The sequence below is a fragment of the Sulfurimonas sp. NW9 genome (assembly GCF_051132275.1).
Lineage (GTDB): Bacteria > Campylobacterota > Campylobacteria > Campylobacterales > Sulfurimonadaceae > Sulfurimonas > Sulfurimonas hydrogeniphila.
Genome location: NZ_CP093236.1, coordinates 1,450,071 through 1,463,911, shown reverse-complemented (window position 1 = coordinate 1,463,911; position 13,841 = coordinate 1,450,071). Strand labels below are relative to the sequence as shown.

The window sequence follows — 13,841 nt, the reverse complement described above, 5'->3', positions numbered from 1 at the left end:
TAATTATCATTTAAAAAAAATTTATGGAATTTATCTTTCAAACTGGAACAGGAGTGACAAAAAGCAACAACAGTCGGCACTGAAGTACCGATTCCCAGAAGAGAGGAGTGCTGTTTGGAAAAGGCTTCAAAAACATTTTTGGTATTTTTCAGGTCTGAAACAGCGATTTCGGGAAGAGAGTGTTGTTTGGAACCCGTACTTCAGTGCGGGCTTTTGGTATTAAAAGACTACATCCAAGGTTAAAACCCGGATTCGGAAAAAATATCAGTTTTTTTAACTTATTAAAGGAATTGATTCTTCAGATTTAATGAAATCCAATGCTGCCTGTACAGCATTGATATAACTCAGTGTTTTTGCTTTATTTTTGTAGGCGATGTCAAAAGCAGTTCCATGATCGACTGATGTGCGTATGATGGGCAGGTTAAGTGAAATATTAACACTTTCGTCAAAATAGAGTGCTTTGAGCGGAGCAAGTCCCTGGTCGTGATACATTGCTGCAAAATAGTTGTAGTTGTTGCGGCAGTAGGGTGCAAAGGCCACATCAGGCACCATTGGACCGACAAACTGTTCAAAGCCTATTTTTTTGTTGGCACTTTTTATTGCCTTCGTGATTATAAGCTCTTCATGCCCCAAAACACCGTTGTCTCCAGCATGCGGATTAAGACCGAGCACGGCTACAGGGGCTTTTGGAATTGTATTGTGCATATCCAAAAAGAACTGTTTGAGTTTTTTGTATTTTATACTTTTTGCAACATCTTTGAGTGGAATGTGTTCTGTAAAAAGTGCCACATACATTTTATGGCATCCTAGCATCATAATGGCTTCTTTGCCAAAGTGTTTGCGTAAGAGGTCTGTATGTCCTTTGTACTCAAGTCCTGCCTGCATCCAGGCTTCTTTATGTATCGGTAAGGTTACAACGGCTTTGGCTTTTTTTTCTTCACACAAACGCACGGCAGCCATAAAAGAATCATAGGCGTACAAACCGCTCTTGGCAGCTACTTTTCCCGGCTGCAGAGCAAAATCTCCCGCAACTTCATAAAGTGTGAAATCATCAGGGATGCTTACATGTAACAGTGCAGAGGCTTTTTGCAAGATATTTTTATTGATGCAGTAAACCGGATGGCATATTTTAGCAATCTCTTCATGTGCTTTGAGTGCTATCTCCAGTCCGACACCGTTTACATCACCGACACTTACGGCTATTGTTGGCTTATTCATCGCCTTGTAACTCTTTTCATCTCTTGTATCGCTTCACGTAATCCGGTAAAAACACTGCGGGCGATAATGCTTTGTCCGATGTTCAACTCTGTAATCTCCTGAATCTGCATGATTTCATCTACATTATGATAATTGAGTCCATGGCCTGCTGCTACTTCGAGACCAAGTTCTTTTGCATATCTTGCAGAGAGTTTTAACTCTTCGAGGGCAGTTTCCAGTCTGTCACTGAGTTCATATCTTGGAAATTCAAGTTCTTTTACAGAGTGATTTGATTTTGGCAAAGAGGAGTGAAGCATCGCAAAAAGATTTGCAAAAAGTCCGGTGTGAAGTTCGACCATCTCGGCTCCGAGCTTTTTTGACTGTTCTATCGCATCTGTAGAGGGGTCAACAAACAGCGAAACAGGAATGATGGCGTCATGGAGTTGCTCAATTGCATAGGATATTTCATTTTCATAGGCAAAAACATCAAGTCCGCCTTCTGTGGTAACTTCTTCTCTTTTTTCAGGAACCAAGGTTGCACGATGAGGCCTGACCTTACTGACAATGTCGAGTATTTTTTTATTAATCGAACATTCCAAATTAACAGGCACCTTCGAAAACTGCAAAATATTTGTAACATCATTGTCCTGAATATGTCTTCTGTCTTCTCGTAAGTGTATAGTAATCTGATCAGCACCGCTTTCACAGGCGACGTAAAGTGCCTGCAAAATATCAGGGTCATTTACCTGCCTGGCTTCTCGTAAAACTGCTACATGATCAATGTTTACACCAAGTTTCATTTGTTTCCTTTTGTTTTTTCTTTTACTGATTTATAAAATTCAAGATACTTTTCTTCCAAATTCTCATAGTTGATGATTTCGCCTATATGGACTTCAACAGTGTAAGGTTCATTGTAAGGGGCATTTTTAAATACCTTTTCAAGTTTGTCATTGATATATACAGGAACTATGTCAAGGTTGTTTGCTTTGGCTATTTTTGAAGCACCGCTTTGAAATTGTTTAATGCCTTCTCCATTGTATCTCTCACCTTCTGGAAAGATGTAAATATTTAAGTCATCAACTTTGGCAAGTGTTCTTTTGATGGTCTTAAAAAAGCGTACGAGTCCTTTTTTGTTTTCCAAATCTACAGGAATACATCCGCTGTATTGAAAAAATTTGCCATATATCGGGTCTTCAAAAAGTTCCTGTTTTGCTATCCAGGCACCACTTTTGCTGTATCTTGAAAAAATATTTTCCATCACGAGAATATCAAGCAGAGAACGGTGGTTGATTGCATAAAGAATTTTGTCTTTGTTTGGAAGTTTGCCTACAGGTTTTACTTTGATATTCAAAAAGTTCAAAACTTGTTTGAATACTCCTGTCTTGCTTTTGAGAGTTCCTGATAGGCATATTTTTGTGTGATAAACGGATGAAAATAGGTTTGTTTGAAAATTTTTATATATTTGAAGCCAAGCTCAATCATAAAAATAAATTTTCCTAAATCTTTTAGCATGAGGTGCCCTTTCATTGAAAAAGAAAATTATAGCTAAAAATATACAACCCTTTTGTAACACGCCTACGCATTGTCTTTTTTTAAGGTCATCTCTGTTTCCATGATTCTGATTTCATCATTGGCAGAAATACGTATGTCAGCATCTGCTTTGAGTTTCTGTTTGTCAATTTTTTTCGGATAGTCAAAATGGTTTAATATATGTTTGATGGTATTTATACGGGCTTTTTTCTTGTTATCGGAACGAATGATTGTCCAGGGTGCATAGTCTGTATGAGATGCTAAGAGCATAGAATATTTCGCTATGGTGTATTTGTCCCATAAATCTTGTGATTTTTCATCCACCGGTGAGAGTTTGTACTGTTTGAGCGGGTCTGTTTTTCTCTTCTCAAAACGTCTTTTCTGTTCGGCTTTTGAAACAGAAAAATAGAATTTAAAAATTTTTATATTGGAATTGACAAGCATCTTTTCAAATTCGGGAACTTCATGTAAAAACTCTTTATGCTCCTCTTGTGTACAAAAGCCCATAACAGGCTCAACACCTGCACGGTTATAGTAACTTCTGTCAAAAAGGACTATCTCTCCGGCTGATGGCAGGTGTTGGACATATCTTTGAAAATACCACTGTGTTCTCTCTTTGTCACTGGGCTTGTCAAGGGCTACTACTCTTGCACCACGAGGATTGAGATGTTCTGTAATACGTTTGATAGTCCCGCCTTTTCCCGCAGCATCACGACCTTCAAAAATCATTAAAACCTTCTGTCCTGTTTCTTTGACATGGTTTTGCATTTTTAAGAGTTCTATCTGTAAATCTTTGAGTTCACTTTCATATCGCAGGACTTCATCTTTTACCCAGACGGCAACACGTTTCTTATGAGGGTCTTTGCCTCTTTTGTCCTCAGTGTCTTTCTCTTTTGTTTTATTTTTTCTTCTGTCTTCATGTACAATATCTTTTAAATCAGTACCTTCTTTTATCTCATCTTCGAGCATAGTTCTTTCATGTCCCATCTTTTTATCCTTTGATTTATTATAATCACTTTCACCTTAACATAAATTTTGTTCTATGTTATAATGGTACAAGAAGGTATGAAAAGATGGATGTAAGTATTGAATCAGCATTTAAAAATTTTTTGGAAATTGATTTTAAAAAAATAAAAAAATACAAAAAAGCTGTGCTTGCAAAAAAAGAGACCGAACCCCTGCATCAAATGCGTGTCTCTTTGAGAAGGATGCGCTCTGTATTGTTTACTTTTCAATCCGTAATACCAAAAAAAATTACAAAAAAAATTGACATAAAAATTGCAACCGTGGCCTCTTATTGCAACAGAGCCCGTGATATTGATGTTTACATGGAAACATACTTGAAAAAAGAGACATTGTCTTCTACAGAATCGCTGCTTTATAAAATTGTTGTCCACTACAGAGAAAAAGAGTATAAAAAGATTCAAAAGTATTTAAAGTCTCACAAATATAAAAAGCTTATAAGAGAACTAAGAAGATGGATACAAACAAAAAAATGGCGAAAAAAGCTTAAAAAAAAGGAGTTGTCCGCCTGGAAAAAAACATTATTCCTTTTGCCGAAAATTTTTTAAAAAGCTATACAAATGAAATAATTTTATACGGTTCCACAATAGGGAGTGTCTTGGAAGATGAACAGGCACACAAATTACGAATTAAATTAAAAAAACTGCGATATGCCACAGAGCTGTTTTCCGCTTATCTGCAAAAGAAAGATACTCTCACAAACACACTCAAAGAACTACAGGATATTTTAGGAAAACTTCATGATATATATGTAACAAAAGAGTTGCACAAAGTTTTTCTGCAATCCCAAAAAAACAAAAAACTTTTTACCTTTACAAAACAACTTGAAGCAGAGAATACAAAGAGGAAAAAAAAGCTTAAAGAAGCTTTTTTTCTAAAGTGGAAAGAGTTTAGAAAGATTGCTCAACAAGTTGATTAATCTTATCCACATCCTGTGTATTTGCAAAACAGCTTTTCTCTCCGCATATCATGAAATCATCTGTTTCACTTCTTTTTAACAGTGTGAACGGATATTTTATTTTTGCCAGTTTGTACGCGTAGCTGTAAATGTTTTGTTCGCTTGTTTTTATAACTCTGTCTCCTTTGACATATCGTAAAGCCTGTATAAGCATAGAGGGGTAGTAAATTGGCTTACGCCCGAGTTCATAAGAGTTGTATTCCATTGTTTTAAAGGCAAAATGGGTATATTTTTCATCTTCAAGAAGTGTTCCGAGGGTTTGTAGAACATCTATCATAATACTGACGGAACTTGTATATGTTGTATCGGTTATTTCGGCTTTTACAGCAAATTCGCCGCTACTGAAGTTCCACAGTCCTTTGTCGTAAAACTCTTCCAGTGCTTTGTTGACAAACCGTTGGGCATGTATAAGATACATTTCATTTTGTGTGTATTTAAAAGCGCTGAGAAGTGCCTGTGAGAGAAATGCATAATCTTCTAAAAAAGCTTCGACTTTTGGCTTTTTGTGCATGAGTGCCGTATGATACAGTTTTCCATCAATAAAGAGTGTTTCAAGAAGTTTATCAAGGCTTTTTATGGCTTTTTCTTTGTACTTGCTATCAACAGTTCCAAGCAAAAATAAAGTATTTATCATCATACCCGACCATGATGTCTGTACTTTTTTGTCTGTAAAAGGGTAGTCTCTTTTTTGTCGAATTTTTTGTAGAAGCGGTTTTACATTACTGAACCATGCAGGAATCTCTTCTTCAAAACGAATGATATTTTTGCCTTCAAAATTTCCGTGATGCGTAACATGCATCGTTTCACACATCTCTTTTGCATTTTCATATCCATTTTGAACAAGAAGCGTATAAACTTCATCATAGGTATAAACAAAGTAGCTTCCCTCTCCCTCCTCACTGTCGGCATCACTTGCACTGTAAAAAAGTCCATCTTCACTCATAAAGTTGTACCAGAAGTCTGCTGTCTCTTTTGCAATATGCAAATATGTTTTATCCTCATATAGCAAATAGGCTTTTGTGTAGACACCACAGAGCAGGGCATTGTCATAGAGCATCTTTTCAAAATGCGGCACAAGCCATTTTTCATCTACACTGTAACGGCAAAAGCCTCCGTCTACAAGGTCATACATACCGCCTTTTATCATGTTTTTGAGTGTATTTGTCAGCATTGTTTTTGCATCGGCATCATTGTAGAGTCTTGCAACAACAAGCAGGGCATCAAGAGTGGAAGCACGTGGAAATTTCGGTTTATCTGAAAAACCGCCGTTTTGTGCGTCATAATTGTTTTTGGCTTGGAGCAGAAAATTTTTATAAAACTCCTCTTTTAACACAGTCGCTTCTTTTGGATGCTCTTTTTGACCCAAAAAGCCTTCTATCTCATTGGCATTTTCAAAGAGTTTGGGATCCCCTCTTTTACTTTTCTTGCTATAAGTTGTGTAATCTCTTTAAAACCCATGCCTTCTATGCTGCCAGAATTTGATTCAGGCGGTATGTAAGTGGCGGCAAAAAAGGGTTTGTTCTGTGGTGTACAAAATATACTTGTCGGCCATCCTCCGGCGCGACGATTCAAAAGCATATATACTTCCTGATAATATTTGTCTATATCCGGACGCTCTTCTCTGTCTACTTTTATAGAGATGAAACTTTCATTTAAAATATCCGCACACTCTTTGTCTTCAAATACTTTTTCTTCCATTACATGGCACCAGTGACAGGAACTGTAGCCTATGCTGATGAAAATTGCTTTGTTTTGGGCCTCAGCCTGAACAAAAGCCTCCTCACACCACGGCCACCAGTCTACGGGATTGTCTTTGTGCTGCTGCAGGTATGGAGAATCTTCGTTTGCTAATCTGTTTGACATAGTTTGTAACCTCTTGTATTTTATAGGGTCAATGCCATTAAGTTAAGCAATTTTTTCGGAACCCGTACTTTAGTGCGGGCTTTGTGTCTTTCAAAATTAAAGCCTAGGGTAAAACCTGGGTTCCAAGAAAACATCAAACTTATTTCTTAACTTAATGGCATTGATTTTGTATGGTAGGGTATGAAAAAAGGGCTGATGCTTTGCTTAAGCGTGTAATTTACACAACTTGTATAAAAACATGATACAATAGTGTTGAATTTAGTGAATAGAGTATTGTATGAAAAAAATCTATATAGCCGGACCTGATGTTTTTGAGCCTGATTCTGTTGCAATTGGAAAAAATTTAGTGCAATTGTGCCAAAAATATGGATATGAAGGTCTCTACCCGCTTGACAACATTGTTGATTTTTCACAGCAAAAACATAAAATTGCACAGGATATATTTGATGCAAATATTGCAATGATACAAGAGGCTGACATAGTGATAGCCAACTTAAATCCTTTTCGCGGGAAAGAGCCTGACAGCGGAACTGTTTTTGAGTGCGGATATGCCTATGGACTCAAAAAAGAGGTATACGGATACTTAAGTCCTGCCTGTAATTATATTGACAGATTTACAGAAGATGAAAGATTTGCAAAAGAGGGATCTTTTTACGATTTGGATGCAAGAGTGATAGAAGATTTTGATTATCCGCTTAATCTAATGCTCTCCTGTTCTACAAAAATTATAGAAGGCAGTTTTGAAACAGTTTTAAAATTTTTAAAAGGCAGAGAATGAGATTTTTCCTATTGATACTCTTCTTTTTATGTGGTTTCACAGAAGCCGATACAAACCGAGGACACGCTGCAGATGCCTTGGAAAAAGTCTCTTTGCAACTCCACTGGAAATATCAGTTTGAGTTTGCGGGATTTATTGCCGCCAAAGAAAAGGGATTTTACCGTGATGCCGGTCTGGATGTGGAGATCAAAGAGTACAGGACGGGGATGGATGTCGTTGATGAGGTTCTCTCACAAAGAGCAAATTACGGTATTTACAACTCTTCTATTTTACTGGAGTATCTGCAGGGAAAACCCCTGATTCTGTTGGCGTCATTTTTTAAGCGTTCCGCACTTGTATTGATTACACAGCCTTCTATCCATTCTCCCAAAGATCTGATCGGCAAAACAGTGATGTCTTCGCTAGTTGATGATTTCAGGCTTAATTTTAAACCTTATTTGGATGGATACGGCGTAAAGATAAGTGATCTTAAAATGGTTCCGCAAACATACCGTGTGGATGAGTTTGCAAAAGGTGAAGTCGATGCTATGACGGCCTTTATTTCCGATCAGCCTCACAAACTTGACAAACTCGGTGTAAAATATAATATTCTGGATCCCTCAAATGATAACCTCTTTGTCTTGCAGGAGGAACTCTTTACCTCCGCTGCTGAACTGAAAAACCATCCCTACCGGGTGCATGCTTTTAAAAAAGCTTCCATAAAAGGCTGGGAATATGCTCTCTCGCACAGAAAAGAGATTGCCAAAATCATTCATGAAAAATATGCGCCACAGCTGGACACAGAGACATTGGAATATGAAGCAGAAACAATCAACAAACTGATATTGCCTTTTATATATGACATAGGTTCCATAGACAGAAACTTCCTGCATAAACAGATGCAGCTTTTTAAAAATGATTTTCATGTGGGTGCGGGAAAAACACTGGATGATTTTATTGTAAAGCCCGGGATAAACGGACTCGCATTGACAGATGAGGAACAAAGATATATAGAGCTGCATAAAAAGATATCTTTGTGTGTAAATTATGATTTTTTTCCGATTGACGGATTTAAAGACGGCAGACACATTGGTATTATGGCTGATGTGTTTGCAATGATTGGCAATAAAACAGGTTTTGAGTTTATTCCTGTAGAATCACACTCAGAAGAAGAGTTGTTCCAAAAACTGCAAGAAAAAAAGTGCAAACTACTTGCAGTCGTGGCAACGAATAACAGGTATTTTACTACTGTCAGACCGACAAAACCTTTTAGCAGTACCCATTTCACATTGTTAAGCAGGCTTGACAAATCCTTTGTTGAAAACCCTCTGTTTTTAAAAGGAAAGTTGTTGCTGGTGCAAAAAAACTCATTTAAAAATTATTTAAACTATCTGTATCCCTATTTAAATATTGAAGTGGAAGAGAATAAAAATACAATGGTGAAAAAAGTGCTCGACGGCAGAGCCTATGCTATTGCATCCATAGATGAACAGGCGGACTATTTTATTGACAAATATGGATACGGAAAGCTGAAGATCAATGGATTCCTGGCAAAAGAGAGGCTGCTGCATGGAAGTATAGGTGTGCAAAAGGATGAACCGGTCTTGTACTCAATTATGCAAAAAGCTTTGAAGAGTCTTTCCAAAGAGAAGATAGAAGCAATAAAAAACAGCTGGAGACTCACGCGGTATCATGAAAGAGTTGATTACTTTCTTTTATGGATGGTTTTAGGGGTTGTTGCAATCATTTTTTTTATTATGATTTACTATCAAAGAAAATTGAAAAACTTCAATGCGGCACTTGAACAAAGAGTGCAGCAAAAAACAAAAGAACTGCAGGAGACAAATGAAATTTTAAAACACAAAGTACAGGAAAAAGCAAAAGAACTGATAAAAAAAGATGAAATTCTGACTGCACAGTCAAAACAGGCTGTAATGGGAGAAATGATCAGTATGATTGCCCATCAATGGCGACAGCCCCTAAATACAATTACGCTTCAAATTTCAAATTTACAGTTAAAATATCTTATGGGACAACAAATTTCCAAAGAGGATATTATGCAGACTTTGGAAGATATCAGTGATTCTGTTGTGTATCTTTCAGATACGATTGAGGATTTCAAGACATATTTTCGCCCAAACAAAGCTCCTCAAGAGACTGACATGAGAGGATTGCTAAAAAAAGCAATAAAATTTGTTGAGCCAAGACTCAAGTCAAATAAAATTGAACTCCAAACAGAATGTGATTCTGAGTTGCATGCAAATGTATATGCAAATGAACTGATACAGGTTTTACTGAATCTGTTAAACAATGCCATTGAAGCATACGAAAATAAAAAAACAGAAGATAAGATTATAAAGCTTACATGTAAACAGAGCGGTCCGAAGATTCAGATTGATGTGACTGACAAAGCGGGAGGTATAAGAAAAGAACACTTGTCCAAATTGTTTGAACCCTATTTTTCTACCAAAGGCAAAAACGGAACAGGCCTTGGACTGTACATGTCAAAAATGATTATAGAAAAACAGTTTGGAGGGAGTATCAGTGTGGAAAGTTCAATGTTTGGTACAACTTTTACCATAGTCATACCAAAAGATGTACAAAAATAATATTTAGATTTGTTTTCTTTTTACCATTGCCAAAACCATCGGGAGGTTGAGCCCGTCGTTATGGTATCCTTCATCTCTGCATGATTCACATTTGTCACCCATAGGGCATATGTCGTTTTGCAGGAGTTCTTGGAGGGTTGTGAAATTATTCTCTTTTATACAATCAGCTATATCTTTTAGAGTCAGCGAATTGCATACACATATTTCAGTATCTAAATCTATCATGTTTTTAAAAACCTTTTTCTTTGATATGGAATTATAATATATTTTTATTAACACAAATTTTATATTTATGAGATACAATTACACAAAGAATACATACAAAAATGTAATATTTTCCTAAAAGGACAGATATATGAAACTGTTGAATAAAATATTTTTAATTTTGACTTTTAGCCTCGGCTTGCTTCATGCAAGCGCTTTTTTAATGCCGGACCAGGCATTTAAACCTTATGCCAAAGTCAATGACACAATGCAGATAGAAACAGGTGTGAAAATTGCCAAAGATATTTATCTGTATGTTGATAAATTAAAAATTGAACTGATTGATGCAAAAGGTTTGTCCATACAAAGCATCACAAAGCCTGCTGCATCTGAGCACCAGGGCGACAAAGTTTATATCAAGTCACCGAATTTTATTGTTACATTGAAAAAAGATGCTTCCTGAAAGGGATGCAAACAATAAAATTAAAAATCTCCTACCAGGGATGTTCGGAGCAGGGCTTGTGTTATGAACCAAGTACAAAAGAGTTTACACTCACAGTGGATACAGACAAACTCTCTTCAACAAACGATGCGTTAGGTACAAAAACAGAAAAAAAATCAGAGACTGACTCTATAGCAGATACGATAAAATCAAGCAGTTTTTTTGTTATTTTGGCAACTTTTTTCGGGTTTGGCGTGTTACTCTCTTTGACGCCTTGTGTATTTCCTATGATTCCTATAATTTCCGGTGTGATAATTTCTCAGGGTGAAGGACTTACGACAAAAAAAGCTTTTGCCCTCTCTTTGGTTTATGTACTTGCAATGGCTGTTGCCTATACAATTGCAGGTGTTTTAGCAGGAGTCTTTGGAGCTAATCTGCAAGCAGCATTGCAAAATCCCTGGGTTGTCTACTCTTTTGCAGGTATCTTTGTTGCTCTTGCTGCAAGTATGTTTGGTTTTTATGAATTGAAACTTCCTGATGCACTTGTAACCAAAGTAAGTACAAATACAAATCGTAACGGTTTTATAGGTGTAGCCATTATGGGATTTCTCTCAGCACTTATTGTCGGTCCCTGTGTTGCTGCTCCTTTGGCAGGTGCTTTGGTATACATAGGACAAACGGGTGATGCACTCTTAGGCGGGGCTGCACTTTTTAGTATGAGTATAGGAATGGGTGTTTTACTTGTTTTAGTCGGTGTAAGTGCCGGTAAGTTTATGCCTAAACCTGGTCCGTGGATGGTTATGGTCAATGAAATTTTTGGCGCATTAATGTTGGGTGTTGCTATTTGGATGCTTGAAAAAGTACTGCCGTCATCTGTTACTACTTTGATGTATGCAATTGTCGGAATAGGATTCAGTGTTCATTTTGGAGCCTTTGACAAAGACGGACACAGTTTCAAGCGGAGTCTGTCTTTGCTCTTGTTTCTCTACTCTTTGGCACTTTTCATGAGTGTTTTAGCAGGCGCACCAAGTATAAAACAGCCGCTTGGATTTTTAAAATCACAGGCAGCAGGTACAGTGCTTCCTGCAAATGAGAAAAAGTTGACATTTACAAAGGTAACCTCATTGGATGAGCTCAATACTTTGTTGGAAAAAAACAGAGGTAAAAAAATAATGCTTGATTTTGCAGCTGACTGGTGTACGGCATGTAAAGAACTTGAAGAGGTGACTTTTGCAGATCCGAGAGTAAAAGAAAAATTAAGTGAATATGTTCTGATTCGTGCTGACGTTACGGCAAACGGAGCAAAAGAAAAGGCACTCTCTAAGGCATATGGTGTTTTTGGTCCTCCTGTGATGATCTTTTTTGACAAAGATTTAAATGTAGAGAAATCCAAAACAATTGTAGGATTTATAGAACCGGAAGCGTTCTTAAAACATCTTCAGTAATTTGGACTAAAGAATAGAGGCGGAGTTTATTTGTTAAAAAAAATAGTAATCTTTTTTGGGGGCATTATACTGATCACATTGCTTCTGAGCTTATACTACAAAAATGAAGTCAAAGAAGAAAAAATTTACCATATTATGGATCAAATGCGGCTGACACTTGACTCACAGCTCAAATCTCATGAAATGGATGATCTGAAAATTGCGCTGCTCCTTTCAAAAAATGAAGCACTTGTCAATGCCCTGGAAAATGATGATGAAGATCTGGGCTATAAAATTTTAGAAGATATTACACAGAATATTGAAAAAAACACCGGTATGCATATACGTGCCCAGGTCATTACAAAAGAGCTGAATATCTTTGCAAGAAGCTGGGATGACATTTATGCCGGTATGCCGATAGGTGACTACAGACTGGATCTGCAATATTTCTATACGCATACAAACCCCCGTACCTCTGTAGAAATCGGACGCCGTCTGGGTATAAAGGCAACAGTGCCTGTATATAAAAACGGTAACTTTTTGGGCTTTGTGGAAGTTATCTCTTTTTTTAAATCTATAACAGACTTTTTCAGCTCCATGGGTGTTGATTTGTATGTGTTACTCGATGTAAAACACACAGATACTGCAGTTTTGATGATGCAAAACCTGACAATTGACAATTATGTTCTGGCAAACAGAAACTATAATTATGCACATATTCAAACCCTCAACCATATTGATTTTAAAGAACTGAAGCTTAACGGTGTTGTTTATGCAGATGAAAAATATATTTTTTATGAAAATATGAAAGACGGAAGTGGTACAATAATAGGGGCTTTTGTTTTTGTACTGCCAAAAAGGTATTTGGATTATTTTAGAAATCCGGAAGATGATATCTCTTTTTTAATTAATGTTACAAGAAGCGGACTGTATGATGTTGTCAAAGAAGAAAAATATCAAAACAACATATATAAAGATTACAGTGCCAAATCAATGGTCTATCTGCAGGATGTCATAGACAAAGAAGAGAGACAGCTGTTTTTTGACGAAGCCTATGAAAAGTTTGATAAATACTCCAAAGACGAGTTGATTCAAATGATGCTTAACAGAAAAATTGTAAAAAAAATAGACGGGAAAATTAAATGAAAATTTTACTTTTGGAAGATGAATACTCTTTGCGTATCAGCGTAGAAGAATTTTTGAGTGATCTTGGATATGAAGTAGACGGGATTACGGATGGACTTGAAGCATATGATGCTGTTTATGATAAAAGTTATGATCTGCTTCTTTTGGATGTAAATGTTCCCTCTTTGAACGGTTTTGAACTTTTAAAAAAACTGCGTGCAGATGAAATTACAACACCTGCCATATTCCTAACATCAATGACGGATGTTGATGATTTAAAAGAGGGTTACAAAAGAGGGTGCTGTGACTATATCCGCAAGCCGTTTGATCTCGAAGAGCTTGAACTGCGTATAGATCAGGCAATTGCAAGTCATTTGCAAAATGACGGTAACAGTGTAGAACTCGGTTGTGGTCTGGTGTATGATTTGAAAAAAAGCAAACTGACGAAAGATGATGAAGAGATTGTACTGAGAAAAACAGAAAAAGATTTGCTTGAAGTGCTTATCAAGCATAAAAACTCTATAGTTTCTACAGAAATGTTTCAAGATGAAGTATGGGGAGAGTATGTGGAACCGGCTACAATACGAGTTCAGCTCAACAATCTTAAAAAGAAACTTCCACAGGCAGTCATACAAAACAGACGCGGTTTAGGGTACATTATTGAAAGATAATAAATATTCGGCGAAATATGCGCTTATTTATACTTTTT

The 13,841-nt window shown here is 36.8% G+C and carries 16 protein-coding genes; 8 read left to right on the top strand and 8 right to left on the bottom strand.

Translation table 11 applies throughout. From position 1 onward, the window contains the following. Nucleotides 1-273: 273 nt before the first annotated feature. The 5 genes from pdxA to ppk2 form a co-directional block, all read right to left on the bottom strand. The gene (gene pdxA / locus MLC44_RS08305) at nucleotides 274-1,218 is read right to left on the bottom strand and encodes a 4-hydroxythreonine-4-phosphate dehydrogenase (RefSeq protein WP_346388864.1); all 945 of its coding nucleotides are present in this window, start codon (nucleotides 1,216-1,218) and stop codon (nucleotides 274-276) included. Continuing rightward, nucleotides 1,215-1,997, bottom strand: coding sequence for a pyridoxine 5'-phosphate synthase (locus MLC44_RS08300; RefSeq protein WP_151900132.1), 783 nt, complete (start codon nucleotides 1,995-1,997; stop codon nucleotides 1,215-1,217). Before MLC44_RS08300 ends, pdxA begins: the two co-directional genes overlap by 4 nt. Continuing rightward, nucleotides 1,994-2,557: a lysophospholipid acyltransferase family protein gene (locus MLC44_RS08295; RefSeq protein ID WP_434656902.1), complete on the bottom strand. Its 564-nt coding sequence runs from the start codon at nucleotides 2,555-2,557 to the stop codon at nucleotides 1,994-1,996. Before MLC44_RS08295 ends, MLC44_RS08300 begins: the two co-directional genes overlap by 4 nt. After that, nucleotides 2,554-2,709 carry a hypothetical protein gene (locus tag MLC44_RS08290; RefSeq protein ID WP_434656900.1) on the bottom strand — a complete coding sequence of 52 codons (156 nt, stop codon included), beginning with the start codon at nucleotides 2,707-2,709 and terminating at the stop codon, nucleotides 2,554-2,556. The genes MLC44_RS08295 and MLC44_RS08290 overlap by 4 nt, the downstream gene beginning before the upstream one ends. A gap of 63 nt (nucleotides 2,710-2,772) precedes the next feature. Beyond that, entirely contained in the window at nucleotides 2,773-3,714 is a 942-nt protein-coding gene (gene ppk2 / locus MLC44_RS08285) for a polyphosphate kinase 2 (RefSeq protein ID WP_188110054.1), read from the bottom strand. An 86-nt stretch (nucleotides 3,715-3,800) separates the two neighbouring features. On the opposite strand from ppk2, the gene MLC44_RS08280 reads away from it, so the two are divergent. Both MLC44_RS08280 and MLC44_RS08275 read left to right on the top strand, forming a co-directional pair. Further along, complete coding sequence (locus tag MLC44_RS08280) at nucleotides 3,801-4,298, top strand: CHAD domain-containing protein (protein ID WP_434656898.1); 498 nt, start codon at nucleotides 3,801-3,803, stop codon at nucleotides 4,296-4,298. Next, nucleotides 4,259-4,669, top strand: a complete 411-nt coding sequence (locus MLC44_RS08275) for a CHAD domain-containing protein (RefSeq protein WP_434658872.1) — start codon at nucleotides 4,259-4,261, stop codon at nucleotides 4,667-4,669. The genes MLC44_RS08280 and MLC44_RS08275 overlap by 40 nt, the downstream gene beginning before the upstream one ends. On the opposite strand, the gene MLC44_RS08270 is transcribed toward MLC44_RS08275, so the two are convergent. Together MLC44_RS08270 and MLC44_RS08265 are read right to left on the bottom strand one after the other, a co-directional pair. Then, nucleotides 4,641-6,074, bottom strand: a complete 1,434-nt coding sequence (locus MLC44_RS08270; protein ID WP_434656896.1) for a thioredoxin domain-containing protein — start codon at nucleotides 6,072-6,074, stop codon at nucleotides 4,641-4,643. The genes MLC44_RS08275 and MLC44_RS08270 overlap by 29 nt on opposite strands. Before the next feature lie 8 nt (nucleotides 6,075-6,082). Further along, entirely contained in the window at nucleotides 6,083-6,571 is a 489-nt protein-coding gene (locus MLC44_RS08265; RefSeq protein ID WP_434656894.1) for a DUF255 domain-containing protein, read from the bottom strand. A gap of 277 nt (nucleotides 6,572-6,848) precedes the next feature. Here MLC44_RS08265 and MLC44_RS08260 point away from each other — a divergent pair, with 277 nt between their 5' ends. Both MLC44_RS08260 and MLC44_RS08255 read left to right on the top strand, forming a co-directional pair. After that, a complete protein-coding gene (locus MLC44_RS08260) occupies nucleotides 6,849-7,349 on the top strand; it encodes a nucleoside 2-deoxyribosyltransferase (RefSeq protein ID WP_151900136.1) in 501 nt (166 codons plus the stop codon). Continuing rightward, complete coding sequence (locus MLC44_RS08255) at nucleotides 7,346-9,937, top strand: ABC transporter substrate-binding protein (RefSeq protein WP_434656891.1); 2,592 nt, start codon at nucleotides 7,346-7,348, stop codon at nucleotides 9,935-9,937. Before MLC44_RS08260 ends, MLC44_RS08255 begins: the two co-directional genes overlap by 4 nt. Before the next feature lie 3 nt (nucleotides 9,938-9,940). Here MLC44_RS08255 and MLC44_RS08250 read toward each other — a convergent pair whose 3' ends face one another. Beyond that, nucleotides 9,941-10,162: a (2Fe-2S)-binding protein gene (locus MLC44_RS08250; RefSeq protein WP_151900138.1), complete on the bottom strand. Its 222-nt coding sequence runs from the start codon at nucleotides 10,160-10,162 to the stop codon at nucleotides 9,941-9,943. Between the two features lie 130 nt (nucleotides 10,163-10,292). On the opposite strand from MLC44_RS08250, the gene MLC44_RS08245 reads away from it, so the two are divergent. The 4 genes from MLC44_RS08245 to MLC44_RS08230 are packed head-to-tail and all read left to right on the top strand — an operon-like array spanning nucleotide 10,293 to nucleotide 13,803. Then, entirely contained in the window at nucleotides 10,293-10,604 is a 312-nt protein-coding gene (locus tag MLC44_RS08245; protein WP_434656888.1) for a protein-disulfide reductase DsbD domain-containing protein, read from the top strand. Nucleotides 10,605-10,609: 5 nt separating this feature from the next. Next, entirely contained in the window at nucleotides 10,610-12,028 is a 1,419-nt protein-coding gene (gene dsbD, locus MLC44_RS08240) for a protein-disulfide reductase DsbD (RefSeq protein ID WP_434656886.1), read from the top strand. A gap of 30 nt (nucleotides 12,029-12,058) precedes the next feature. After that, nucleotides 12,059-13,153 carry a cache domain-containing protein gene (locus MLC44_RS08235; RefSeq protein WP_434656884.1) on the top strand — a complete coding sequence of 365 codons (1,095 nt, stop codon included), beginning with the start codon at nucleotides 12,059-12,061 and terminating at the stop codon, nucleotides 13,151-13,153. Further along, on the top strand, nucleotides 13,150-13,803 hold the full coding sequence (locus MLC44_RS08230; protein ID WP_151900140.1) for a response regulator transcription factor: 654 nt from the start codon (nucleotides 13,150-13,152) through the stop codon (nucleotides 13,801-13,803). Before MLC44_RS08235 ends, MLC44_RS08230 begins: the two co-directional genes overlap by 4 nt. The last annotated feature ends 38 nt before the right edge of the window (nucleotides 13,804-13,841 follow it).